19 protein-coding genes are annotated in these 24,246 nt (G+C 72.3%); 12 read left to right on the plus strand and 7 right to left on the minus strand.

The annotated features are described in order from the left end of the window. The first annotated feature begins 167 nt into the window (after positions 1–167). The 3 genes from AB0F61_RS03630 (at position 168) to AB0F61_RS03640 (ending at position 4,505) form a co-directional block, all read left to right on the plus strand. Positions 168–2,642 (plus strand): Tex family protein, encoded by a 2,475-nt coding sequence (locus AB0F61_RS03630; RefSeq protein ID WP_357802925.1) that lies wholly within the window; start codon positions 168–170, stop codon positions 2,640–2,642. Between the two features lie 487 nt (positions 2,643–3,129). Next, positions 3,130–4,014 carry an aminoglycoside phosphotransferase family protein gene (locus AB0F61_RS03635; RefSeq protein ID WP_357803225.1) on the plus strand — a complete coding sequence of 295 codons (885 nt, stop codon included), beginning with the start codon at positions 3,130–3,132 and terminating at the stop codon, positions 4,012–4,014. Between the two features lie 23 nt (positions 4,015–4,037). Then, the gene (locus AB0F61_RS03640; protein WP_357802928.1) at positions 4,038–4,505 is read left to right on the plus strand and encodes a hypothetical protein; all 468 of its coding nucleotides are present in this window, start codon (positions 4,038–4,040) and stop codon (positions 4,503–4,505) included. Here AB0F61_RS03640 and AB0F61_RS03645 read toward each other — a convergent pair. After that, on the minus strand, positions 4,435–5,382 hold the full coding sequence (locus tag AB0F61_RS03645; protein WP_357802929.1) for a DUF389 domain-containing protein: 948 nt from the start codon (positions 5,380–5,382) through the stop codon (positions 4,435–4,437). The two genes, AB0F61_RS03640 and AB0F61_RS03645, sit on opposite strands and share 71 nt — an antisense overlap. 265 nt (positions 5,383–5,647) lie before the next feature. Between AB0F61_RS03645 and AB0F61_RS03650 the strand changes: the two genes are divergently transcribed. From AB0F61_RS03650 to AB0F61_RS03660, 3 genes are read left to right on the plus strand one after another with little or no spacing between them, the layout of a single operon-like run. Continuing rightward, positions 5,648–6,301: a sugar transferase gene (locus AB0F61_RS03650; RefSeq protein WP_357802931.1), complete on the plus strand. Its 654-nt coding sequence runs from the start codon at positions 5,648–5,650 to the stop codon at positions 6,299–6,301. After that, positions 6,298–6,945 (plus strand): NeuD/PglB/VioB family sugar acetyltransferase, encoded by a 648-nt coding sequence (locus tag AB0F61_RS03655; protein WP_357802933.1) that lies wholly within the window; start codon positions 6,298–6,300, stop codon positions 6,943–6,945. The genes AB0F61_RS03650 and AB0F61_RS03655 overlap by 4 nt, the downstream gene beginning before the upstream one ends. Beyond that, positions 6,942–8,147 carry a glycosyltransferase family 4 protein gene (locus tag AB0F61_RS03660; protein WP_357802935.1) on the plus strand — a complete coding sequence of 402 codons (1,206 nt, stop codon included), beginning with the start codon at positions 6,942–6,944 and terminating at the stop codon, positions 8,145–8,147. The genes AB0F61_RS03655 and AB0F61_RS03660 overlap by 4 nt, the downstream gene beginning before the upstream one ends. A 55-nt stretch (positions 8,148–8,202) precedes the next feature. Here the strand turns inward: AB0F61_RS03660 and wecB are convergent, their stop codons facing one another. The 4 genes from wecB to AB0F61_RS03680 all read right to left on the minus strand — a co-directional run bounded on the left by wecB (position 8,203) and on the right by AB0F61_RS03680 (position 12,728). Continuing rightward, a complete protein-coding gene (wecB, locus tag AB0F61_RS03665; protein WP_357802937.1) occupies positions 8,203–9,327 on the minus strand; it encodes a UDP-N-acetylglucosamine 2-epimerase (non-hydrolyzing) in 1,125 nt (374 codons plus the stop codon). Positions 9,328–9,349: 22 nt separating this feature from the next. Further along, on the minus strand, positions 9,350–10,474 hold the full coding sequence (locus AB0F61_RS03670; RefSeq protein ID WP_357802939.1) for an NAD-dependent epimerase/dehydratase family protein: 1,125 nt from the start codon (positions 10,472–10,474) through the stop codon (positions 9,350–9,352). After that, positions 10,468–11,508: a polysaccharide biosynthesis protein gene (locus AB0F61_RS03675; protein ID WP_357802941.1), complete on the minus strand. Its 1,041-nt coding sequence runs from the start codon at positions 11,506–11,508 to the stop codon at positions 10,468–10,470. Before AB0F61_RS03675 ends, AB0F61_RS03670 begins: the two co-directional genes overlap by 7 nt. A gap of 185 nt (positions 11,509–11,693) precedes the next feature. After that, positions 11,694–12,728 carry an NAD-dependent epimerase/dehydratase family protein gene (locus AB0F61_RS03680; protein WP_357802943.1) on the minus strand — a complete coding sequence of 345 codons (1,035 nt, stop codon included), beginning with the start codon at positions 12,726–12,728 and terminating at the stop codon, positions 11,694–11,696. Positions 12,729–12,890: 162 nt separating this feature from the next. On the opposite strand from AB0F61_RS03680, the gene AB0F61_RS03685 reads away from it, so the two are divergent. Then, entirely contained in the window at positions 12,891–14,126 is a 1,236-nt protein-coding gene (locus AB0F61_RS03685; RefSeq protein ID WP_357802945.1) for a glycosyltransferase family 4 protein, read from the plus strand. On the opposite strand, the gene AB0F61_RS03690 is transcribed toward AB0F61_RS03685, so the two are convergent. Further along, positions 14,042–15,346 carry a glycosyltransferase gene (locus AB0F61_RS03690; RefSeq protein WP_357802947.1) on the minus strand — a complete coding sequence of 435 codons (1,305 nt, stop codon included), beginning with the start codon at positions 15,344–15,346 and terminating at the stop codon, positions 14,042–14,044. The genes AB0F61_RS03685 and AB0F61_RS03690 overlap by 85 nt on opposite strands. Continuing rightward, positions 15,343–16,407, minus strand: a complete 1,065-nt coding sequence (locus AB0F61_RS03695; protein WP_357802949.1) for a glycosyltransferase — start codon at positions 16,405–16,407, stop codon at positions 15,343–15,345. The genes AB0F61_RS03690 and AB0F61_RS03695 overlap by 4 nt, the downstream gene beginning before the upstream one ends. A gap of 524 nt (positions 16,408–16,931) precedes the next feature. On the opposite strand from AB0F61_RS03695, the gene AB0F61_RS03700 reads away from it, so the two are divergent. From AB0F61_RS03700 to AB0F61_RS03720, 5 genes are all read left to right on the plus strand, one after another. Next, positions 16,932–18,080, plus strand: coding sequence for an aminotransferase class I/II-fold pyridoxal phosphate-dependent enzyme (locus tag AB0F61_RS03700; protein ID WP_357802951.1), 1,149 nt, complete (start codon positions 16,932–16,934; stop codon positions 18,078–18,080). A gap of 147 nt (positions 18,081–18,227) precedes the next feature. Then, positions 18,228–20,102 carry a polysaccharide biosynthesis protein gene (locus AB0F61_RS03705; RefSeq protein ID WP_357802953.1) on the plus strand — a complete coding sequence of 625 codons (1,875 nt, stop codon included), beginning with the start codon at positions 18,228–18,230 and terminating at the stop codon, positions 20,100–20,102. Positions 20,103–20,240: 138 nt separating this feature from the next. Beyond that, entirely contained in the window at positions 20,241–21,659 is a 1,419-nt protein-coding gene (locus AB0F61_RS03710; protein ID WP_357802955.1) for an oligosaccharide flippase family protein, read from the plus strand. Next, a complete protein-coding gene (locus AB0F61_RS03715; protein WP_357802957.1) occupies positions 21,656–23,026 on the plus strand; it encodes a glycosyl transferase family 1 in 1,371 nt (456 codons plus the stop codon). Before AB0F61_RS03710 ends, AB0F61_RS03715 begins: the two co-directional genes overlap by 4 nt. A gap of 20 nt (positions 23,027–23,046) precedes the next feature. Further along, positions 23,047–24,240: a glycosyltransferase gene (locus tag AB0F61_RS03720; RefSeq protein WP_357802959.1), complete on the plus strand. Its 1,194-nt coding sequence runs from the start codon at positions 23,047–23,049 to the stop codon at positions 24,238–24,240. Positions 24,241–24,246 lie beyond the last annotated feature (6 nt).

Consider the following 24,246-nt stretch of genomic DNA (forward strand, 5'->3'; position numbering starts at 1 on the left):
CCGGCGGGGCCGTCCGGGGGTCGCCCGGCCGGGCGCGGCGGTTCAGCCCCGTCGGGCGGGACGGGTCAACTCGGCCGGGCGCGACGACAGCGCACCGGGCCGCCCGGCACAATGCAGGGCGGTACCCGCTCTGTGAAGGCGGATCGAGTCGAAGGCGGATCGAGATCGTGACCCAGTCTGTTCATCAGCGGATCGCCGACGAGCTCGGCGTGGCCGAGCGTCAGGTGCGGGCGGCCGTGGAGCTGCTCGACGGCGGCGCCACCGTGCCGTTCATCGCCCGTTACCGCAAGGAGGCCACCGGCCTGCTCGACGACACCCAGCTACGCACCCTGGAGGAGCGGCTGCGCTATCTGCGCGAGCTGGACGAGCGGCGGGCTGCGGTGCTGGAGTCGATCCGCGGCCAGGGCAAGCTGGACGAGGCCCTCGAGGCGCAGATCATGGCCGCCGACTCGAAGTCCCGGCTGGAGGACATCTACCTGCCGTTCAAGCCGAAGCGGCGAACCCGGGCGCAGATCGCCCGGGAGGCCGGGCTCGCGCCGCTGGCCGAGTCGCTGCTGGCCGACCCCACCCAGGACCCACGGGCCACCGCCGCCGCCTTCGTCGATGAGGAGAAGGGCGTCGCCGACGCCGCCGCCGCGCTGGAGGGCGCCCGCGCCATCCTGATCGAGACGTTCGCCGAGGACGCCGACCTGATCGGCACGCTGCGCGAGCAGATGTGGTCGCGGGGCCGTCTGGTCTCCCGGGTACGCGAGGGCCAGGAGGCCGCCGGCGCCAAGTTCGCCGACTACTTCGACTTCTCCGAGCCGTACCCGAAGCTGCCCTCGCACCGGATCCTGGCCATGTTCCGGGGCGAGAAGGAGGGCGTGCTCGACCTGACCATGGAGCCGGACGAGGCCGGCGAGGCGGACGCCGTGCCGACCGGCCCGACCCGGTACGAGGCGGCGATCGCCGGCCGGTTCGGGGTGTCCGACGCGGGCCGCCCCGCCGACCGCTGGCTGGCCGACACGGTCCGCTGGGCGTGGCGTACCCGGATCCTCATCCACCTCGGCGCGGACCTGCGGATGCGGCTGTGGCAGGCGGCCGAGGAGGAGGCGGTACGCGTCTTCGCCACCAACCTTCGTGACCTGCTGCTGGCCGCCCCGGCCGGCACCCGGCCCACCATGGGCCTGGACCCGGGTCTGCGGACCGGCGTGAAGGTGGCCGTGGTGGACGCCACCGGCAAGGTGCTCGCCACCGACACCATCTACCCGCACGAGCCACGGCGGCAGTGGGACGCGTCGGTCGAGACCCTCGCCCGGCTGGCCGGGGCGCACGGGGTGGAGCTGATCGCGATCGGCAACGGCACCGCCTCGCGGGAGACCGACAAGTTGGCCGCTGACCTGATCAAGCGGCATCCGCAGCTCAATCTCACCAAGGTGATGGTCTCCGAGGCCGGCGCCTCGGTCTACTCCGCCTCCGCGTACGCCTCGCAGGAGCTGCCGGGGATGGACGTGTCGCTGCGCGGGGCGGTGTCCATCGCCCGACGGCTCCAGGACCCGCTCGCCGAGCTGGTCAAGATCGATCCACGGTCCATCGGGGTCGGCCAGTACCAGCACGACCTGTCCGAGGTGAAGTTGTCCCGGTCGCTGGACGCCGTGGTGGAGGACTGCGTCAACGCGGTCGGGGTGGACGTCAACACCGCCTCCGCGCCGCTGCTGACCCGGGTCTCCGGGATCGGCGCGGGCCTGGCCGAGAACATCGTGCTGCACCGGGACGCCAACGGGCCGTTCCGGTCGCGTACCGAGTTGAAGAAGGTGGCGCGGCTCGGGCCGAAGGCGTTCGAGCAGTGCGCCGGCTTCCTGCGCATCCCCGACGGCGACGACCCGTTGGACTCCTCGAGCGTGCACCCCGAGGCGTACCCGGTGGTACGCCGGATCCTCGCCAGCACCGGTCAGGACCTGCGCTCGGTGATCGGTAGGAGCGCGATCCTGCGCGGGCTGCGGGCCACCGACTTCGTCGACGACCGGTTCGGCCTGCCCACCGTCACCGACATCCTCGCCGAGCTGGAGAAGCCGGGCCGCGATCCCCGCCCGGAGTTCCGCACCGCCACCTTCGTCGAGGGGGTGGAGAAGATCAGTGACCTGACGTCGGGCATGGTGCTGGAGGGTGTGGTCACCAACGTGGCCGCGTTCGGCGCCTTTGTGGACGTCGGGGTGCACCAGGATGGTCTGGTGCACGTGTCGGCGATGTCCCGGACCTTCGTGAAGGACCCCCGCGAGGTGGTCAAGTCCGGCGACGTGGTCAAGGTCAGGGTGCTCGACGTGGACGTACCCCGTAAGCGGATCTCGTTGACCCTGCGCCTGGAGGACGAGCCGGCCACCGCTGGTGGTGGTGGTCGGACGAGCCAGGAGGGGCGCGGCGGCCCGGCGCAGCGCGGACCGCAGGGTGGACGCGGCGGCCAGGACGGTCGCGGCGGGTCCGGCGGCCAGGGCGGGTCCGGCGGTCGCGGCGGCCAGGGCGGGTCCGGCGGGCAGAGCGGGCGCGGTGGGCAAGGCGGGCGCGGCGGCCAGGGCGCGCGGGGCGGCGGGCAGCAGCGGCAGGGCGGCCCGGCGCCGGCCAATGACGCGATGGCGGAGGCTCTGCGCCGCGCCGGACTGGCCTGATCCCCTCGGCCGGCTCGAGGAGGCGCCAGGGACGCCCAGCCGGGGCGGTCGTCCTCGGCGCCTCCCCCGGCCTCGGACGCGCAGCGACCGACTCGTCGGGCCATTGGTGGGCACTGTAGAGCTGCCCCATTCGTGGGGCGGGGCCGGCCACCGAAACGCCCGAGAGCCGCCGCCCCACGCGCGCAACAGCCCAGCGGTTTCGGGGTAGATCTTGGACAGTTTTCGTTCTCGCAGCCCGCCGCGCGGCCGGAAACTGTCCAAGATCTGGAGTTGTCGGCCGTTGCAGGCGGGCCGTCCCAGATCTGGGGCAGCTCGACAGGGGCGTTCGAAGGTTGGGTTTCCGAACGCGGCCATCCGTGCCCGTGTCAGCCGGCGACGACGGGCGGGGCGGGCGGCGAGCGCGGCGGGCGGCGGGCGCGGCAGGCGCGGCGGGCGGAAAATCGGGTCGCGTGTCCGCGGGGTTGTGGGTGATGATCTCGCGGTGCGGATGCATGCCGACCAGGTGGACGTGAGCGCGGACGTGGTCGCCGCGTTGGTGGCCGAACAGTTTCCGCGCTGGCGGGGGCTGCCGGTGCGCCCCCTCCGTTCGGCCGGCACCGTGAACGCCCTGTTCCGGCTCGGCACGGAATTCGTGCTGCGGTTTCCGCTGCGACCCTCCGCCGATCCCATGTTGCGCGACACGCTGCGGCGGGAGCAGGAACACGCCGTGCTGCTCGCGGCGCACCTGCCGGTCGCGGTGCCCGAACCGCTCGCCCTCGGTGCACCTGGCGACGGGTACCCGGGGTCGTGGACGGCGTACCGGTTCATCCCCGGGGAGACGGCCCAGCCCGACCGGATCGACGACCCGGACGCCTTCGCCCGAGACCTGGCCGCTGTCGTGGTCGCCCTGCACGGCATCGACACCGGCGGGCGGTCGTGGCCGGGGTTCGGTCGGGGCGGGCCACTGGCGGACCAGGATGCCGACGTACGCGCCGCCCTCGCCCTCAGCGGCGAACTCACCGACACCGCCGCGCTTGCCGAGGTGTGGGACCGGTGCCGGAACGCGCGCCGGGACGACCCGGCCGACGTGTGGATCCACGCCGACCTGATGCCGGGCAACCTGCTGGTCCGCGACGGACGGCTGGCCGCGGTCATCGACCTGGAGTCGGTCAAGATCGGCGACCCCGCGGTGGATCTGATGCCGGCGTGGAACCTGTTGGACCCCGGGGCGCGGGAGACGTACCGGCGGGCGTTGGGCGTGGACGACGCCACCTGGGAGCGGGGCCGTGGCTGGGCCCTGGAGCAGGCGATCAACGCGCTGCCGTACTACGTCGACACCAACCCGGTGATGGCCGGCATCGCCCGGCACACCCTGCTGGCCGTACTCGACTGAGTCGGGTCGCGTACCGTCGGCTCGTGGGTGAGGGCGACGACCGCGACTGGCGGGAGCGGCAGCGGCGGGCGGTGCGGGCACACGCCGACGCGGACGCGCGGCGACGGGCCGCCGAGCAGGCCGAGGCGGCGGAGTTGGTGGCCTGGTTCGTGGCCGAGGCGACCCGTCGAGGGCTGCCCACCACCCGGCTGACGGCCCGGGGCTACGACGGACGGGGGCGCTACCGGACCAGGCTGACCGGCTGGTACGTCGACCGGGCCGGCACCCGCGCGGTGGACGTGGCCGGCCGGTTCCACCTGTTGACGGTGCCCGGCGGCGTGCGGGCCTGGCTGTTCGGCGTCGACCCGCAGCCCAGCCCGGCGCCGCTGGTCATCGGCGCGGGAGGCCGCGACGGCGAGTCGATCCCGTTGCGGACGCTGCTCACCCGGCTGCTGGACGGCGGGACCGGCGGGCCAGCTGCCACCACCACGCCTGCTGCACCACGAGAGTGAGCAGCCCGGCCAGGACGATCGCGCACAGGTTGATCACCAACTGGAGTGCCGAGCCGCCCGCCTCGTCCCACACCCCGTAGGCGGCGGCCACCGCCACGTTCGCCGCGGCCGGCACGGTGGTCACCGAGATCAGCACCCCGACCAGGCTGCCGGATTTCTTCGACGTCAACGACAGCATGCCGGCCACACCGGCGAGCAGGCCGACCACCCAGGACAACGCGTCCGGACGCCAGATGAAGTCGGTGAGCGGGCGCTCGGCGAGCAGCATCTCCCGGCTGACCAGGCCAGCGGCGGTAAGCGCCCACGTGCTGAGCACGGTCGCCACCATGGCCGTCAGGAAACCGACCGAGAGCGCCTGCACCGAGCGGCCGATCACGCCGAGCCGGCGGCGCAGCAGTGCCACGCAGAGCGCGGCGAGGGGGCCGAACTCCGGGCCGACCACCATCGCCCCGACGATGAGGATCGGCTGGTCCAGCAGCACACCGATGCCGGCGATCATGGTCGCCACCACGATCAGGACGAGGTAGGTGCCGGACAGTTCGGTCTGCTCGCCGGTCTTCGCGGCGATCTCGTCCCAGACCACCGCGTCCGCGCCGCTGCCGGGGGCCCGGCGGGCCGCCCGCTCGGCCGCGCGCGACAGGGTCAACTCCACGTCGTCGGCCGCGATGCCGCCGCTGGTGTCCACACCGATCCGCTGTAGACCCTGCAACACCTGGTCGGCGCTCTCCCGCACCACGTCGCAGAGGATGAGGTCGCCTTTCGGCTGCCGGGCGGCACCGGGCAGCACGGCCAGGTGCGTCACCCCCGCCGCCGCGGTGAGCAGGTCGACGACCTCGGCCGACCGGTCGGCCGGGGCAATCACCCTCAGGTGCAGCACTCGTTCTCCCTGGTGTGGACGTACCGCCGGCGGCCGGCAGCACTTTACCGGCCCCGGCCGGCGGACGGCCGAACGCGAAGCCCGAACGGGTGGATTCAGCTCACCAGCGGCGAAACCGCGCCCTGAGCCCCAAACCGGCCGTTACAACAGTTGTGGTCTTCCCTACCGTCCGATCGGAGGCGCCATCCGTGGATCTGATCCACCACCGTCCGCCCGTGGCCGCCCAGCTCCACGGAGTGCCCGGCACCCGGATGGACGGAAACCGATGACGCGGCCCTACGACATGGTCAAACGGGTCCTGGACGTGGCCCTGGCCGCCATCGGCCTGCTGCTCGCCACGCCGGTGCTCGCCGCGGTGGCGCTCGCCGTGCTTGTCACCATGGGTCGGCCCGTGCTGTTCCGGCAGGCCCGCCCGGGTCGGCACGGTCGACTGTTCCACCTGGTCAAGTTCCGTTCGATGACAGTCGGCGGCGCGGACGAGGCACCGGCCAACGACGCCGCCCGACTCACCGCCTTCGGCCGGTGGCTGCGGACGACAAGCCTCGACGAGCTGCCCCAACTGTGGAACGTGCTGCGCGGCGAGATGAGCCTGGTCGGGCCGCGCCCCCTGCTGCCGGCGTACCTGAGCCGCTACAGCCCGGAGCAGCTCCGCCGGCACGAGGTACGCCCCGGCATCACCGGTCTCCAGCAGGCGTACGGACGCAACGCGCTGAGCTGGGACGAGCGTTTCGCCCTCGACGTGCACTACGTGCGGCACCGCTCGCTCGTCCTGGACCTGCGGATCCTGCTGCGCACGGTACGCACCGTCCTGCTCCGGGAGGGGATCACCGCGGCCGGCGCGGCCACCGCCCACGAGTTCCTCGGCCCGGCCGAGCTGGCCACCGCCGGCGGTCGCGGGCCGGCAGAGGGCCGCCGGTGAGCCTGGACATCGTCGTCGTCGGCTGCGGTGGGCACGGCAGGGAGGTGCTCGGCATCGTCCGGGCCGTCAACGCCGCCGCCCGCGGCGGCCCGGTGTGGCGGGTACGGGGCTTCGTCGACGACCAGCCCAGCGAGGTCAACCTGAAGCGGGTGCAACGGCTGGAGGTGCCCTACCTCGGCGGCACCACCCGCCTGGGCGAGCAGCCCGCCGGCACACACCTGGCGCTGGGCATCGGGGATCCGGCCGCGCGGCGGTCGGTGGACCAGCGGCTGAGCGCGTACCGGCTGCCGGCGGCGGTGCTGGTGCACCCGGACGCCACCGTCGGCCCGGACACCGTCTACGGCGAGGGCCTGATCGTGTTTCCCGGCGCCCGGGTCACCACGAACGTCACGTTCGGTCGGCACGTGCACCTCAACCAGAACAGCGTGGTGGCGCACGACTGCACGGTGGGTGACCACGTGTCGGTCAACCCGTTGGGGGCGGTTTCCGGCGACTGCCACCTGGGCGACGGGGTGCTGATCGGGGCCGGTGCCGTGGTGTTGCAGGGGCTGCGGGTCGGCGCGGGGGCCACCGTCGGCGCGGGCGCCTGCGTGGTCCGGGACGTGCCCGCCGGCACGGTGGTCAAGGGAGTTCCGGCCCGGTGAGCGTGGGTCCCCGTGTGAGCCGGCCGCTCGGCGTCCGCCAGCTCCGGATCGCGGTGCTGGTCAAGACCAATACCGGCGGGATGTGGCTGCTGCCGCAGGTCGAGGAGTTGCGGCACCGGGGGCACGAGGTGACAGTCGTGCTGCCACGGGGAGCCGGCCGGCTCACCGACGAGTTGGAGCGCCGCGGCATCGACGTGCTCAGCTCCCCGTACGACTTCACCATGGGCCGGTACGCGCCGGTCGGGCTACTGCTGCTGCGCGCGCTGCTGCGCCGGCTCCGCCCGGACGTGGTGCAGTACCACCTGATCGCGTCGGCGTACGCGGTGCGACTGTCCACGCTGGGCCTGCCGGTACGCCGGGTGCACATGGTGGCGAACCCGGCGTACCTGGATTCCCGGTTGGTCCGCGCTGTGGAACGGTTGCTGTGGCGGCTGGACGACGTGCTGATCTGCGGCTGCCGGTACGCCTCGGCCCGGTACGGCGAGTTGGGATGCCCGCCGCAGCGTCGCCCGGTCGCGGTGTACGGGGTGGACACCGACGCGTTCAGCCCGGACGCCACCGGCCCGGACCAGCGGGCCAAACTCCGCGCCGAGTTGGGCATCGACCAGGGCGCGTTCCTGGCGGTGATGGTCGCGCACGTCTACCCACCGAAGCGGTTGATGCACTCGGGTCGGGGGGTCAAGGGGCACGACGTGCTGCTGGCCGCCTGGCGGACATTCCGCCGCCGGCACCCGGACGCGCACCTGCTGCTTGTCGGTGGTGGCTGGACGGCTGCCGGTGTGGACTACCGACGGCAGCTCGGTGAACGCTTCGGCGTCGCCGGCGACCCCGGGATCACCTGGGTGGAGTCGGTCGGAGACGTGCGGCCCTGTTACGCCGCCGCGGATGTCAGCGTCTCCCCGTCCCTCGGCGACGGCCCCGGCGCGGCGGTACAGGCTGGCGCGATGGGTGTGCCGAGCATCGTCAGCGCTGCCGGTGGTCTGCCCGAGGCGGTGACCGACCGCTCCGGCTGGGTCGTCCCGCCGGGTGATCCGGCGGCTCTGGTGCAGGCGCTCGACTCGGCGTACCAGGGTTGGGTCGCTGGTCGGCTCAGCCTGTGCGGCCGGTTGGCCCGCCGCCACATCCTGACGTCCTTCGACGACCTGCGGGCGGCGGCCGAGGTGGCGGACATCGTCGAGGACGTGGCGGGCCGGCGGCGGTGAGCACGCCGTCGGGCGGCCGGTGGCCGGTCCCGCCGGACCACCGACCGCCCACCCCTCAGTGCCGGATGCCGGCCCAGTCGTGGTGCCGGCGCACGGTGGAGAGGATGAAGTCGACCACCCGCCGGGAGGTGTCCGGCACCTGGTAGTCGGCCGGGCAGGGCACGCCGTCCGCGGCGACCTGTGCCACCGTCACCTCGACCGCCTCGACCACCCCCTGCGGGTCGAGACCGGTCATGATGATCCCGCCCGCGTCGAGCGCCTCGGGGCGTTCGATGGACTCGCGCAGGGTCACCGCGGGGAAGCCGAGGATGGCGGCTTCCTCACTTATCGTCCCGCTGTCGGAGAGGGTGCAGAACGCCTTCGTCTGCAGGTGCACGTAGTCGAGCAGACCGAACGGGTCGTGGAAGGCGATGCCGTCCAACGCGGTGGCGTCCGGGGCGAGTGCCTCCAGCCGCTTGCGGGTGCGCGGGTGGGTGGAGACCAGCACCGGGTAGCCCCAGCGGTCGCGGACCGCCACCAGGCAGTCAAGCAGCCGCCGCAGCCGGTCGGGCCGGTCCACGTTCTCCTCCCGGTGCGCGCTGACCAGGAAGTACCGGCCTTCGTCCAGCTCCAGTTGCGCGAGGATGGTCGAGCTGGCGATCGGGGCCCGGTAGTGCTCCAGCACCTCCCGCATCGGCGAGCCGGTGTGCAGGATCCGGCGCGGGTGCAGGCCCTCGGCGAGCAGGTTACGCCTGGCGTGTTCGGTGTAGACCAGGTTGAAGTCGGCGACGTGGTCGACAAGTCGCCGGTTCGTCTCCTCCGGCACGTTGAGGTCGAAGCAGCGGTTGCCGGCCTCCATGTGGTAGACCGGCACCCGCATCCGCCGGGCCATCAGCGCCGCGATGCAACTGTTGGTGTCGCCGAGCACCAGCAGCGCGTCGGGCCGCAGTTCGGCGATCGCCGCCTCCATGCCGACCAGGACGCCGCCGAGCACCCGGCCCAACGAGGTGGTGTCCACGCGCAGGAACCGGTCCGGTTCGCGGAGTCGCAGCTCGCTGAAGAACACGTCGGAGAGGGTGCTGTCCCAGTTCTGCCCGGTGTGCACAAGCACGTGGTCGACCGTGTCGTCCAACCGGCTGAGCACCCGGGACAGTCGGATGATCTCGGGACGGGTGCCGACGACCGTCATCACAGTGGTCATGTGGTCTCCCTCCGCCTGTCGCTCACCGGGCGCCCACCGGCACCCGGTGTTCGTCGCCGACCGGCTCCGGCCACGTGTCGGGCCGTTCCGGGTCGAACAGCTCGTTGGTCCAGAAGAGGGTCAGCAGCTCGTCCGGGCCGGTGTTGGTGATGTTGTGCGCCCACATGGTCGGCATGTCGACGACCACAGGTTGGTCACCGCTCACCGGAAACCGGACGACGTCGGTGTCGCCGACGCGGCGCAGGCTGATCTCGGCGGTGCCGCGCAGCACCACGAACCGCTCCACCTTGGCGAGGTGGAAGTGCTCACCCCTGGTGATCCCGGGTCGGGTGGTGGAGCAGAAGGTCTGTCCCGCTCCCCCGTGCGCCTTGACCGTCTCGACAAGCTCTCCCCGGGCGTCGGCCCGGCTGGGCAGGGCCAACGGGTAGTGCGCCGGGAAGCAGTGCGACCGGTAGGTGTTGAACAGCCGCACGTCGTGCCGGTCGCGCAGCGGCGGGATCTCGCCGGTGCGGTAGATGCCGGCGTACGAGGCGAGCTGGTCGGCGAGGTCGCGGACCCCGATCCGCAGTGCCGGCAGCGCCGGGTCCCAGGAGCCGCCCGCCGCGACGCCGGCCAGCCGGGCGGCGGCGTCGGTGACGTGCACCAGGTCCAGTTGCCGGTCGGCGTGCACCTCCGGCTGGCCGCCCTCGGCGAGGACCCGGCAGAAGGTGGCGACGGCCGAGTTGTACCAGGGTCGGCCGTGCTCGCCGTACAGGTTGGGCAGCAGCACGTCGTCCACTGACACACCGGTCTCGGCGAGGATGCCGGCGGCGGTGGCCTTGGCGTCGCCGTAGGGGGTGCCGTTGCCGGCCTGCACCGAGTTGGCGAAGACCACCTGGGCGGGCGGGTCCGGGCAGGCCCGCAGGCCGTTGGCGAGCTGGGCGGCGAGCTGGACGTTGCCGGCGGCCACGTCGGCGGGCTCACCCCGGTTGACCCCGGCCAGGTGCAGCACCCGGTCCACCCCGGCGATCTTGCGGGCGACCACCGCCGGGTCGGCCAGATCGGTACGGGTCAGCACGGCCGGTTCGGACCAGCCGAGCGCGCGCAGCAGCACCCGCACGTGCCAGCCGAGGAAACCGCCGGCGCCGGTGACGGCGACGCTCAGCACGCCAGCACCGGGTCCCGCAGCGCCAGCTCCGCCCGGATCTCGGGCAGCGACTTGAGCAGGCGCACCACGTCGGGTACGCCGAGTCGGGTGGCGTTCGCCGAGTTGAAGTCCTCGCCGGGTCGCTCGCCCAGCTCTCCCTCGGAGATGTAGAGCGCGTAGTTGAGGTCCCGCGCGTCCAGCGGCACCCGGTAGAAGTCGCCGAAGTCGTCGGCCTGGGCCAGCTCCTCCCGGCTCGCGAGGGTCTCGTGCGACTTCTCGCTGTGCCGTACGCCGATGATGTCCAGCTTGAACGGCACGTCGAACAACTGGCAGACGGCTTCGGCGAGGTCGCTGATCGTGCAGGCGGCGGCCTTGCGGATGAACACGTCGCCGGGGCGGGCGTGGTGGAAGGCATGCTCGACCAGGTCGACCGAGTCGGCGAGTGACATCAGGAAGCGGGTCATGGCCGGGTCGGTGACGGTGGGCGCGCGGCCGGCCTTGATCTGCTCGATGAAGAGCGGGATCACCGAGCCGCGCGAGTACATCACGTTGCCGTAGCGGACGCAGGAGACGGTGGTGGCGCTGTTCGGGTTGTTCCGGGCGTACGCCTGGGCGACCTTCTCCATCAACGCCTTGCTCATGCCCATCGCGTTGACCGGGTAGACGGCCTTGTCGGTGCTGAGCACGACGACCGAGCTGACGCCGTTGTGCGCGGCGGCCTCGACCACGTTGCCGCTGCCGAGGATGTTGGTGCGCACGGCTTCCAGGGGGAAGAACTCGCAGGACGGCACCTGCTTGAGCGCCGCCGCGTGGAAGACGAAGTCGACGCCCCGCGTGGCCCGCAGCACCGTGTCGATGTCACGGACGTCGCCGACGTGGTAGCGCATCCGCTCGTCACCGATGGAGCGCCGCATGGCGTCCTGCTTGGCCTCGTCCCGGCTGAGGATCCGCACCTCGGCGACGTCCCGGTCGAGTAGCCGTCGCGCCATGGTCTGTCCAAAGGATCCGGTCCCGCCGGTGATCAGCACCCGGCGGCCCGCGGTCATCACGCTCATTGGTTCTCCCGTTCGTCACCCGACGGGCGGGTCTCACCCGTCGACCCGGCGCGGCACAGCGCTGCGCGCTGCGGCGCGGGCGCCGGTCTCCGGCGGTCAGGCGGAAGCCCGCCGGATGCGGCACCCGGGTCAACGAGAGGCCCCAGCAGCAGATACGCGTTTGGGCGGCAAACGGGCCAAACGAGCTATAGGGCGCGCGGACAGCATGTCGGTCTATGCGAGGATTTATTCGATTCGCAGTGCTCCACCTGGTGGAAGGGTGCCGCACCCCTGGACGGGCGGGGGGCGCGCACGTGGCCGGCCATCCAGGACACCGTGCGCTCCAGGCCGGTGCGCAGCGGCACCGGCCGCACCGCGGGGAACAACTCCCGCAGGCGGGTGCAGTCGGCCTGCGAGTCCCGCACGTCACCCGGTCGCGGCGCCTCGTGGGCCACGGGCAGCGGACGGCCCATGATGTCCTCCAGCTCGGCGATCATGTCGAGCAGGGAGATCCGCGCGCCGAAGGCCAGGTTCACCACGTCGGTGGTGGACACCCGACGGACCACCGCGTCGACGATCACCGAGGTGACGCTGCCGACGAAGGTGAAGTCGCGGGTCTGCCGGCCGTCGCCGTGCACGCGCAGCGGCTCACCGGTGAGCGCGGCGGTCACGAAGCGGGGCAGCACCGCCGCGTACGCGTGGTGCGTCGCCTGCCGTGGGCCGTAGACGTTGAAGAGGCGGAACGGCAGCACGCCCAGGCCGTAGCAGGTGGCGTAGGCGAGGGCGTACGCCTCGGCGGCCAGCTTGGAGACCGCGTACGGGGACACCGGGACGGGACGCAGCCCCTCGTCGCGGGGCAGCACCGGGTTCATGCCGTAGACCGACGACGAGGACGAGAGGATCACCTGCTGGACGTGGTGCCGGCGGGCGGCCTCCAGCACCATCAACGTCCCGGTGGCGTTGACGTGGTGGCTGGGCAGCGGCCGGTCGATGGAGCGCGGCACCGAGCCGAGAGCGCCCAGGTGCACCACGCTGGCCGCGCCGGCGAACGTCTCGTCCAGCAGATCCGGGTCGAGCACGGTGCCCAGGCGCAGCCGGACGGGCTGGTCGTGCAGGTTGTCCAACCGGCCGGTGGAGAGGTCGTCGACGACCACGACGTCGGTCACCTGGGGTGCCTCGTCGAGCGCCCGTACCAGGTTGGCGCCGATGAATCCCGCGCCACCGGTCACGACTACCTTCAACGCGTCTCCCGTCGGACTCGGCCCCAGGCGGCCACCAGTGTGACAACGAGTGCTCTTCTCGCACGTCACGCGAAGCTGACCCCGTTCCGCGTGTCCTTCGATCCCTTCCGTCAGTTGTCCGCCCCAGGTGGGCGAGTTGCCGTCGACGGGAGTGCCGGGCGCATGCGAATCGGACTGATCAGCCAGTGGTACCCGCCGGAGAGCGCCTTCGTGCCGGGTCAACTGGCTACGGAGTTGGCCCGCCGCGGCCACGAGGTGCGGGTGCTGACGACCTTTCCCAGCCTGCCTCTCGGTCGGACCTACCCGGGTTGGCAGCAGCGCTGGCACCACCGGGCCACCGATCGCGGGGTGACCGTTCGCCGGGTGCCCGCGTACCCGAGCCACGACCGTTCCGGCCTGCGCCGGGCGGCGAGCTACCTCTCCTTCGCCACCACCAGCACCCTGGCCGCCCCGCGCCACCTGCGCGGCGTCGACGCGCTCTACGTCTACCACCCGCCGCCCACCGCGTACGCCGCCGCCGGTCTGCTGCGGTTGCTGCGCGGCGTCCCGGCGGTCCTGCACGTGCAGGACCTGTGGCCGGAGTCGGTGTCGGCGTCCGGGATGGCCCCACCGGGGCTGGCCGGGCGGGCGATGGACCGGGTGCTGACCGGCACGATGCGCCGGATCTACCGGGCCTGCGACGGCATCGCGGTGATCGCGCCCGCCATGGCCGAACAGGTCATCGAGCGCGGTGTCGACCCGGGTGTGGTGCGTACCGTGTTCAACTGGACCGACGAGGCGATGTTCCGGCCGGTGGACGGCACCGACACGGCCCGAGCGACGATCGGTCACCGAGGGCGGACGACGGTGATGTTCGCCGGCAACCTGGGTTTGTTGCAGGGCGTCGACGTTGCCATCCGTGCCGCCGCCGCGGTGCCGGACGCGGTGGACCTGGTCTTCGTCGGCACCGGGTTGGGCGCGGAACAGGCCCGGCGTCTCGCCGACGAGCTGGGTGCGGACAACGTGCGGTTCGTCGGTCGGCGTCCGGCCGTCGAGATGGCCGAGCTGTACGCGGTCGCCGACTACCAGTTGGTCATGCTCCGCGACCTGCCCTGGCTACGCGGGACGGTTCCGTCGAAGTTGCAGGCCGCGCTGGCCTGCGGCGCCCCGGTGCTGATGTCGGCCGACGGCGACGCCGCCGGGTTGGTCGCCACCGGCGGGGCGGGTCTGGTCTGCCCGCCGGACGACTGGCGGGCGTTGGCCGACCAGTTCGCCGCCGCCGCCGCGGTGCCGGCCGAGCAGCGGCTCGCGATGGGCCGTCGGGGTCGCCAGCTCTACCTGGACCGGATGTCGTTGCGGGTCGGCGTCGACCAGATCGAGGACCTGCTCAGCAAGGCCGCGACGCGCGGGCGGGGTTGAGCGCCGCGCTGCTCGGGCAGCCCGGCCAGGAAGTCGCTCAGGCGGCGACCCTGGGTGGCCGGGTCGCGCGTCTCCCGCACGAAGCGGGCCCCGCCCGCCCCCAGCGCCCGGGCCTGCTCCGCCGGCAGCTCCAGCACCCGGCTGACGGCTGTCCGCAGCCCGGCGGCCGTGTCCGGCTCGGCGAAGGACAGCCACGGCGCGTACTCCGCTGGGATGCCGGGCAGTCGGGTGCTCACCACCGGCACCCCGGCGGCGAGATACTCGATGATCTTCGACGGAAAGGACCAGCGGACGAAGTCCTGGTCCACCGGGCGCGGATTCACCAGCACGGTCGCCCGAGCCAGCCGGGGCAGCAACTCCTGCCGGGGCAGCAGCGCGGGGGGCAGGATGCGCCGATCCACGGTGGCCTGGTCCCGCAGCCAACCCGCCAGCTCGCCCCGGCCGTACACGCACAGCCGCAGGTCGTCCCCGGGAAGACCGCGGAACGCCTCGACCAGCCGGTCGACGCCGTAGGCCCGGCTCAGGCCCCCCGCGTACACGATGTCCCTGGTCGCCCCGGGCGGCACCGGTGGGCCCGCCGGGTCGGCGCAACTGATTCCCTCGAGCACCAGCCGTGGCCGGCCGGGCGCGAAGTCCTCGGCGAGCGCGGCGGTCAGCGCGATCACCCCGCAGCAGCGGGCGAGGGCGGCCCGGACCAGTGCGACGTCGAGCCCGCGCAGCAGCCGGACCAGCCGGCCGTCGGTGGGCAGCATGACACCCGGCGGGTCGGTGAGCACCGGCACCACGCGGACGCCGCAGCGGCGGGCCCGCAGCACACCGAACCAGAGGAACGGCGAGTGCACGCCGTGCACCAGCAGCACGTCGGCTTCCCGCTCGCGCAGCGCCCGGCTTCCGGTACGCCAGGCGGCCAGGAACCGGGTGACGTGCTTGAGGCCGAGCAGGTTCACGAACGCCAGCAGGTGACCGTCCACGTCGTCCTGGCGGAACCGACCCGCCCGGAACCGGATCTGCCGGTTGCCCGGCCAGGTGGACACCGGCGCCGCGGAGAGCAGGTGCACCGGACAGTCGGCGGCCCGCAGGCTCCGCACGAGGCCCCAGGCGAAGGTGTGCGTCTGGGTGGGCAGGTGGGTGTCCCGGGCGATGATCTCGGCGAGCAGGTCGTCCGGCACCGTGAAGCCCAGCAGGGTGACCCGTGGGCTGCGTCGCCGCACCACCGTCACTCCCCGAGGATCTGCTGGTAGACCCGGTCGAGGCGACCGAGCATGACGTCGAGGCGGTAGCCCTCGGCCACCACCGTGCGACCCAACTCCCCCAGCCGGCGCCGCTCGGCGGGGTCGTCAAGCAGCGGTGTGAGCGCATCGGCCAGGGCGCCCGGGTCGCCGGCCGGCACCAGCCGGCCGCCGCCGGAGCGCAGCACCTCGACGTTGCCGCCCACCGCCGACGCGACCACCGGCAGCCCGTACGCCATCGCCTCGAGCAGCGCGTTGGAGAGGTTCTCGTGCAGGGTCGGGAAGACGAAGAGGTCCGCCGCGGCGAGCAGGTCCGGTACGTCGAGACGGTTGCCGAGCAGGCGTACCTCGACCTGTCCGGCCTCGGACAGCGCGGCCGCGATCCCGTCCCGGTCGGGTCCGTCGCCGGCGACCAGCAGCACCCGGCGGGTGGCCGACGGCGGCAACCGGCGTACCGCGTCGGCGAGGACGCCGTACCCCTTCTCCCAGGTCAGCCGGGACACCGCGATCATCGCCACGTCGTCGGGGCGCAGGCCCAGCTCGGCGCGGACCCGGTCCCGGGCCGCGCGGGGCCGTGCCGGCAGTGGGACGCCGTTGGGGATCACCCCGACGAACTTCCCGCCCAGGTCGCGCAGGAAATCCCGGCCGGCGGCGTACGCACAGACGGCGCCGACGTGGGTGGCCAGGCGCAGCGTCATCGGCTCGGCCCCGTGCACGAGCAGTCGACGCCGCCAGGGGCGGCCCGGCTGACACAGGTCACGTACGGTGCCGTGCACGGTGACCAGGATCCGCGGGCAGCCGGCGAGGCGGGCGGCGAGCACGCCGTGGAAGCCCTCGTTCTGCAGACCCCGCACGTGCACCAGATCCGGGCGGACCCGTCGGAGCAGCCGCACCCACTCGCGGAGCAGCGGCACGTTCAGGCTGCCGTTGCCGGTGTGCTGGTGCATCCGGACGAACTCGTACCTGTCGGCCAGGGGCGAGGCGAGCACCCGCTGCACGGCGGTCAGCGGACCGTTGGCGCCGGGGGCGCCGGCCGAGTGCTGCACCAGCACCGGTCGACTCCGCACGCGGCGTCGACCAACGCCCGGGGCGACGCCGGGTGTCGCGTACGGCTGCACGCTGCATGTCCCCTCGTCCCGACGGCCGCTCGGCCACGAACTGATCCCGGCCTGCTGACCGCACCCATCAGGGCAACTGCGGCACTGACCGCGAGGTGACGGCACTGCGGGAGCGTCGCCGATCACCGGCCAGCGGGAGCCGGCCGTCCCGCCTGCCCGCTGGAACTCCTCCGTTCGCGGAGCGGTCCCCTCGCCCGACCGGTCAGTTTTGCCCTCGGCCGACCAGTCGTCGCGACGCTCACGAGGCGGTCGGTGGACCTACCGCCCGCAGAAGGCTGCCGAGCTGGCCGTGTCCGTCTGCGAGTTTCGGGGTTGATCGGGGGAATGCTGGTCGACTGTCGCCTATCGGCGCGGTCATCCGGTTTCTACCCGGTCAGCACGCGTACCGAGCGTTACCCCGACGCCGTTGGAGGTGGGATCGTGCCGATGCCTGGTGGTCTCGTGACCGGCGGTGCCCGATGAGCGGCACGGTGTATCTGTCGCCACCCGACATCGGCCCCCTTGAGGAGTCGTACCTGGTCGCCGCCCTGCGCTCGGGCTGGGTCGCACCGGTCGGCCCGGACCTCCAGGCGTTCGAGCAGGACGTCGCGGCCCGGGTCGGCACCGACGGGGCCGTGGCCGTCAACTCCGGGACGGCGGCGCTGCACCTGGCCCTGCTCGGTGTCGGTGTCGGCCCCGGCGACGTGGTCATCGTGCCGACGCTCACCTTCGTCGCCACCGCGAACGCGGCCCGCTACATCGGGGCGCGGCCGGTCTTCGTCGACTGCGACCCCCGGACCGGCAACGTGGACGTCGCCCTCGTCGATGAGGCGCTGCGACGGCTGCGCTCGCGCGGTGAGCGGGTCGGCGCTGTCGTTCCCGTCGACATGTTCGGTAGCTGCGCCGACTACCGGGCCCTGATCCCGGTCTGCGCCGACGCCGACGTCCCCGTGGTGGAGGACGCCGCGGAGGCCCTCGGCGCCCGCCACGGGGGTCGAGCCGCCGGCTCCTTCGGGCGCGTCGGCGTGCTCTCCTTCAACGGCAACAAGATCATGACGACCTCCGGCGGTGGGATGCTGCTGTCCGACGACGCCGCGCTGCTCACCCGGGCCCGACACCTCGCCAGCCAGGCCCGCGAACCCGCGCGGCACTACGAGCACCGCGAGACGGGGTACAACTACCGGCTCAGCAACCTGCTCGCGGCGCTCGGCCGAGCCCAGTTGCTCCGGCTGGACGCGATGATCGCCCGCCGCCGACACCTGCGCGATCACTACGCCAAGCTCTTCGCCCCGGTGCCGGGCGTCCGACTGCTCGGCGCGGAGGACAGCGAGTCCAACTGTTGGCTCACCGTCATCACGGTCGAGCCGCAGCGGTGCGGCTGGCGGGCGGACGACCTGGCGGCCCACCTGGGCGAGCGGGACATCGAGACCCGGCCGGTGTGGAAGCCCATGCACCTGCAGCCCATGCACGACGGCGCGGAGACGCTGCTCACCGGCGCGGCGGAGCGACTGTTCAGCGACGGGCTCACGCTGCCCAGCGGAAGCGCCCTCACCGAGCCGCAGATCGCCCGGGTGTCCGACGCGATCGAGGAGTTCCTGAGCGGCCGGACGGGACCCTGCCCGGTGTGACGACCGGACGGGGCGGGAGATGGCCGGTGCGCTGTTCGCCAGAAATCCCCCAAAAACACGAGACTGCCTGTAACAAGGACAAAGGGCGTTTAGTCCCTTCTGTCGTACTCGGCGGAAGCGGTCGCAGACGGGTCAGGGAGCCAGCACATGTCGCAGGAGACTGAGCACACGGAGCACGCGGACCGCTCGTCACGGCGGGGCCGGGCCCGCCGCCGCACCGCGGGCTTCCTCGCCACCGACACCACCGCCTGGGTCAGCGGCTTCGGCGCGGCCGTGTGGACCCGGTTCGAGTTCGACCTCCCGGCGGGCCAACTCGGCCGGGCCGCGGCGATCGGCCTGCTCGCGGCAGTCGTGCACGTGGCCGTGGCGGCGGTACGCCGTCTCTACTCCGGACGACACCCGCTGGGCAGCCTGCAGGAGGTCCAGGGCGTCGCCGGCACCGCCATCCTGACGGCGGCCATCGTGCTGCTCGGCCTGCTGTCGTCAGGTGAGCGACCGGTACCGGCGAGCACCCCGTTGGTCGGCGGCGCCCTCGCGCTGCTCCTGATGCTCGGCGCCCGGTTCGCCTACCGGCACCGCCGCGACCTCTCCATGCGCCCCGACGTCCGGTCGTCGACACCGGTGCTGCTGTTCGGGATGGGCGACGCCGGCCAGGAGCTGCTGCGGTCGATGCTCGGCGACCCGCGCGGCAGGTACCTGCCGGTGGGCGCCCTCGACGACGATCCGGACAAGCGCGACCTGCGCATCCGGCGGGTGCGGGTGCTCGGCGGACGACACGACATCGATGCCGCGGTCAGCCGCACCGGCGCGAAGGCGGTCATCTTCTCGGTGGCAAACGCCGACGCGGCGCTGATCCGCCAGATCCGCGAGGCCACCCTCACCGCGGGGGCGGTGTTCAAGGTGTTGCCCCCCGTGCGGGACCTGGTCGACCACCGGATCACCGTCACCGACGTCCGGGACGTGCAGATCGGCGACCTGCTCGGCCGCCGCCAGGTGATCGGTGACCTACCGCTGAGCACCAACAGTCTGACCGGGCGGCGGGTCCTGGTCACCGGCGCCGGCGGGTCGATCGGCTCGGAGCTCTGTCGGCAGGTGATGAAGGCCGACCCGGGTGAGCTGATGATGCTGGACCGGGACGAGTCGGCCCTGCACGGCCTGCAGATGTCGCTCGCCGGCCGAGCCCTGCTGGACAGTCCCGAGCTGATCCTCGCCGACCTACGCGACGACGAGGGCCTCCGCCGGATCATTCGGGAACGCCGTCCGGAGGTCATCCTGCACGCGGCGGCGCTCAAGCACCTGACCCTGTTGCAGCGGCACCCCGGCGAGGCGGTCAAGACGAACGTCTGGGGCACCCTGTCGGTGCTGGACGCCTGCCAGGACGTGGCCAAGTTCGTCAACATCTCCACCGACAAGGCGGCCGACCCGATAAGCGTGCTCGGGTACTCCAAGCGGATCACCGAGCGACTCACCGCGCACGCCGCGTCCCGGTTCCCGGGGACGTTCCTCAGCGTCCGGTTCGGCAACGTGCTCAGCAGCCGCGGCTCGGTGGTGACGGCCTTCCAGCGACAGATCGAGGACGGCAAGCCGCTGACCGTCACCCATCCGGACGTCACCCGCTACCTGATGACCGTCCAGGAGGCGGTCCACCTGGTGCTCCAGGCCGCCGAGATCGGCCGGGACGGGGAGGCGCTGGTGCTGGACATGGGCGAGCCGGTCCGCATCGCCGATCTGGCCCGGCAGATGGCCGAGCAGGCGTCCAGCAAAGCGCCGATCGTCTACACCGGTCTTCGTCCCGGGGAGAAGCTGCACGAGACCCTGTTCGGCACCGGCGAGGTGGACACCCGGCCGTTCCACCCGCTGGTGTCCCACGTGGCCGTGCCGGCGCTCGACCCGATGGAGGTGAGCGGGCTCGACCCGTACGACGACGCGGCGAAGGTCGCCGAGCACCTGGCGCTGCTCTGCGCCCAGCCGATCGATCCGACGGTGGGCGGTCCGGTGGGCGTACCCCTGCAGTCCCGCTGACCGGCGCGGCGGACGGTGGCCGCGGACCGCACCCAAACCCCCTCACCGGCAGTTATGACCGTGAGGAACCCCAGCGCGAGGCCGCGTCGCGGCAGCCGCGTCCCTCCGGCGTTCGCCGCAGATCGATAGGACCGACAGATGCGGGCCCCATCCGGCAGCTTCGAGCGGCACGAGCCGCCGGACGTCGCGGCACCCGCCTCGGGGCGGGGCGTCCAGACCGTCGCGCCGCCCGCGCCGGCGGCCCCCACTGCCCCGGCCCCGAGTCGCGGTCGCCGGCTGCTGTCCTGGATCGCCACCGCGGCGTTGAGTCGGGCGGTCAGCGCTCTCGTACCACTCGTTCTCCTCCCCGTGACCCTGTCCTATCTGGGCACCGACCTGTACGGGCTCTGGGCCGCCGTGCTCGCCGTCACCGGAATGGTCGCCTTCGCGGATCTGGGCGTGGGCCTCGGGCTCATGACGAGGCTCGCGCCGTGCCGGGTGGACGGCGACTCGGACACGGCCCGGCGGTACGTCTCCAGCGCCTACGCGGCGGTCTGCGGGGTGGCGCTTCCGACGTGTGGCCTGCTCTGGCTGGTCGGTGGGTTCATCCCGTGGCCGCTGCTCTTCAACGCGACCGGGACGGCGGCGCGCGACGCCCACCTCGTCGCCCTGGTGTGCCTTACCGCGTTCCTGCTCAACATTCCGCTGTCGCTCGTCGCCCGCGTCCAGTACGCGTATCAGCAGGTGGCGGCGAGCAATGTCTGGCAGGCGACGGCGAGCGCGCTCTCGCTGCCACTCGCGCTCGGCGCGGTGTACGCGAAGCTGCCTCCGATAGCGGTGATCGCCAGCATCGCCATCGCCCCGTTACTCGTCAACATCGCCAATACGGTCTGGACATTCGGCTGGCGTCTGCCGCACCTGGCGCCCCGGCCGAGATTCGTCGACGGTCGGGGGGTCCGGGAACTGTTCGGCCTGGGCGGCCTCTTCTTCATGGTCACGCTGATAATGGTCCTGGCGGACAATGCCGACCCATTGATCATCGCACACGCGCTGGGCCTCGCCAGCGTCACCGCGTACGCGGTGCCAGCCAGATTGTTCAACCAGCTCGGCGCACTCGTGACACTCGTGAACCAACCATTGTGGCCGATGCACGGCGAGGCCCTGGCGCGTGGCGACCTCGACTGGATACGTCGAACCGTGCGCCGGATGACAATCGTGTCGACGCTTATCGCCGTCCTGCCATCGACCGTCCTGGTGTTGTTCGGCGAGCAGATCCTCGCCGCCTGGCTTCCGATTTCGATAGGAAACCGGTCACTGCTGCTGGGCCTCGCCTGCTGGTGGATCGTGCTGGCCGCGATCTCGCCGCGGTTCATGGTGCAGAACGCGGCCGGAGTCGTCCGCCCCCAGTTGTGGGGTTATCTGCTGTACCTACCACTGTCAATTGTCGGAAAAATGCTCGGGGTGCACTGGTGGGGGGTGGCCGCGGCACCGTACGTCGCCGTTGTCATCTACACCGGGACGGTTGTTCCGGCGGCCATCTTCGGCTACCGGCGGGCGCTGAGAATACGGACCACATGAGAGAGGCGGACGCACCGATGGCGTTGGACGAGGAATTCCCGCGGGTGCTGGTGGTGAGCCACACGCCCTTCAGCCGGGTCAGCGGCACGGCCATGACCCTGTCGAACCTCTTCTCCGGCTGGCCCCGGGACCGCCTCGCCCAGGTGCACACCGGAAACATCACGCCGACCACCGACGTGTGCGAGAACTTCTTCCACTTCCCGCCGCGAGACCACTACCTGCCCATCCAGTACTACGCCATGCGGATGTCGGGCTGGAACGGTCGCACGCCGCTGCAACAGAGCCGGCCGATCGCCGCCGTACACGCCGCGGCGGAGAATCGGCCCACCATGGCCAAGATCTACGCGCAACTGCGCGCGACCGCCGACCTCAGCCCGATCCGCGTTCCCCCGGCGCTCATCGAGTGGATGCGCGGCTTCCGGCCCGACGTCGTCTACTCGATGCTCGGCAGCGTGCGGCTGACGAGGATCACGGCGCTCGCGGCGCGTACCTGTGGCGTCCCGGTCGTGCCGCACTTCACCGACGACTGGCCGGCAACCCTGTACGACAACGGTGAACTCTTCGGTCGGGCCGACCGGTCCGTCCAGGAGACGATCGCGAGACTCATCCGCCTGGCCCCGCTCGGCATGGTCATCAGTCAGCCGATGGCCCAGGAGTACGCCCGGCGATACCGCATTCCGTTCAGCGCGTTCGCGAACTGCGTCGACGAGACGTTCTTCGCTCCGCCCCGCACCGAGGCGGAGCAGAGCGGGACGACAGAGCTGGTCTACGTCGGCGCCCTGCACCTCAACCGCTGGGAGTCGCTGCGCGACATCGGCGCCGCGCTGGACGGCCTGGCCGCGGCCGGTCTGCCCGTCCGGCTGACCATCCACGCTCCGGAGCAGGACCTCACCCGGTACGCGCGACACTTCGCCCCCCTGGCCCGGGTGCGGCTGGGGCCGTCGCTCAGCAGCGACGAGGTGCCCGCCGCGCTGCGCGGCGCGGACGTCCTCGTCCATATCGAGTCCTTCGACGAGGAGATCCGCCGCTACACCCGCTACTCGGTCTCGACGAAGATCCCCCAGTACCTCGCCGCGGGCCGTCCGATCCTCGGCTACGGGCCGGCCGAGGTCGCGTCGATGCACCACATCCAGGAGGCCGGCGCGGGCGTGATCGTCGGCACCGCCGACGCCGCTTCGCTGGTCAGCGGCCTGACCGACCTCTGCCGGGACGCGGCCCTGCGGGAGCGGCTCGCCCGCAACGGGACCGCCTTCGCGCGGCAGGAGCACGCCAAGGAGAACGTGGCCGCGCGGTTCGCCGCCACGTTGGGCTCGGCGGCACGAACCGGATCCGCCACCGCCGGGGCCGCCGGCCGGCAACTGGCCTAGAAGCGAGTCGAGGTGCTGCGATGAGACGTACTGGATGGGTCGCCTGTGTGGGTCCGTTCCTCTTCCCGTGGGGTGAGGCCGGCTCCCGACGGGTCTACGGCCTGGTGGCGTCGTTGGCCGCGGCCGGCTACGACGTGGTGGTCGCCAGCGGTGGGCCGGAGCCGCTCACCAGCACGGCGCTGCCGGGCGTCGACGGACCGGGATCGGTCTCCCACGTCGGCCTCGCCGAGCGACCGTCGCCGGAGGCGGGGCCGCTCGGCAGCTCCGTCCAGACGCTGGTGCGCTGGGGTCAACGGACGGTTCGATGGCTCGACGCCCAGCCGACCAAACCGTCCCACGTGCTGGTGCACGGCGGTCAGGCCCAGTACATGTTCCATCTCCAGCGCTGGTGTCGTCGGCACCGGGTGCCGCTGATCGTCGACGTCGTCGACTGGTTCAACGGGCGCTACGTGCGGGGCGGCTACCTCGGCCCGCTGCACGTCAGCATGAAGCTGGCTCTGCGCCACTACTACCCGCGGTGCGACGGCATCATCGCGATCAGCTCCTACCTGGAAGAGCACTACCGCCGCAGTGGCAGACCCGTCCTGCGGGTACCACCCACTCTCGACGTCAAGAGCCTGACGATGGAGGCCCGGCAGACCGCGGGCGACTCACCCCCGCTCACGCTCGCCTACGCGGGTAATCCGCACGGAAACAAGAAGGATCTCCTGGGCACCGTGATCGAGGCGGTGGGCAACGTCCAGCGCGAGGGCGCGAGTGTGGAGCTGCGCGTCTACGGCCCGACGCGGGACGAGGTACGTGGCCTCTTCGGCGGTCGGGCGCTGCCCGACGGTGTGCGGTGCCTGGGTCGGCTACCGCAGGTCGAGGTGTCGAGCGCCCTTCAGGGAGCGGATTTCACAGTCCTCGTCCGCAGGCCGGAGCTGGCGGCGGACGCGGGCTTCTCGACGAAGTTCTGCGAGAGTCTCGCCAGCGGCACACCCGTGATCGCCAACCTCACCAGCGACATGGGCAGATACCTGCGCCCCAACCGTGAGGGCCTGGTCTGTCGGGACCACACGGTCGCCGAGGTCACCGGGGCGTTCCGCGCGGCGGCGGGCCTGAGTTCCGCGCAGCGCAGCGTCATGCGGCAGGCCGCGCGGAGCCAGGCGCTCGAATCGTTCGACTACCGGGCGTACGCGGAGCCTCTCGGCGGGTTCTTCCGGCAGTGGGGCTGACGGCGC

The sequence above is a fragment of the Micromonospora sp. NPDC023888 genome, assembly GCF_040639415.1.
In the GTDB taxonomy this organism is placed as follows: domain Bacteria; phylum Actinomycetota; class Actinomycetes; order Mycobacteriales; family Micromonosporaceae; genus Micromonospora.

Bases quoted from the DNA above. Each gene is read 5' to 3' on its own strand.
- AB0F61_RS03635 (WP_357803225.1), top strand. From the start codon at position 3,130: ATGCATGCCGACCAGGTGGACGTGAGCGCGGACGTGGTCGCCGCGTTG.
- wecB (WP_357802937.1), bottom strand. From the start codon at position 9,327: ATGACCACTGTGATGACGGTCGTCGGCACCCGTCCCGAGATCATCCGA.
- AB0F61_RS03675 (WP_357802941.1), bottom strand. From the start codon at position 11,508: ATGAGCGTGATGACCGCGGGCCGCCGGGTGCTGATCACCGGCGGGACC.
- AB0F61_RS03700 (WP_357802951.1), top strand. From the start codon at position 16,932: ATGAGCGGCACGGTGTATCTGTCGCCACCCGACATCGGCCCCCTTGAG.
- AB0F61_RS03705 (WP_357802953.1), top strand. From the start codon at position 18,228: ATGTCGCAGGAGACTGAGCACACGGAGCACGCGGACCGCTCGTCACGG.
- AB0F61_RS03715 (WP_357802957.1), top strand. From the start codon at position 21,656: ATGAGAGAGGCGGACGCACCGATGGCGTTGGACGAGGAATTCCCGCGG.
- AB0F61_RS03685 (WP_357802945.1), top strand. From the start codon at position 12,891: ATGCGAATCGGACTGATCAGCCAGTGGTACCCGCCGGAGAGCGCCTTC.
- AB0F61_RS03650 (WP_357802931.1), top strand. From the start codon at position 5,648: ATGACGCGGCCCTACGACATGGTCAAACGGGTCCTGGACGTGGCCCTG.
- AB0F61_RS03720 (WP_357802959.1), top strand. From the start codon at position 23,047: ATGAGACGTACTGGATGGGTCGCCTGTGTGGGTCCGTTCCTCTTCCCG.
- AB0F61_RS03710 (WP_357802955.1), top strand. From the start codon at position 20,241: ATGCGGGCCCCATCCGGCAGCTTCGAGCGGCACGAGCCGCCGGACGTC.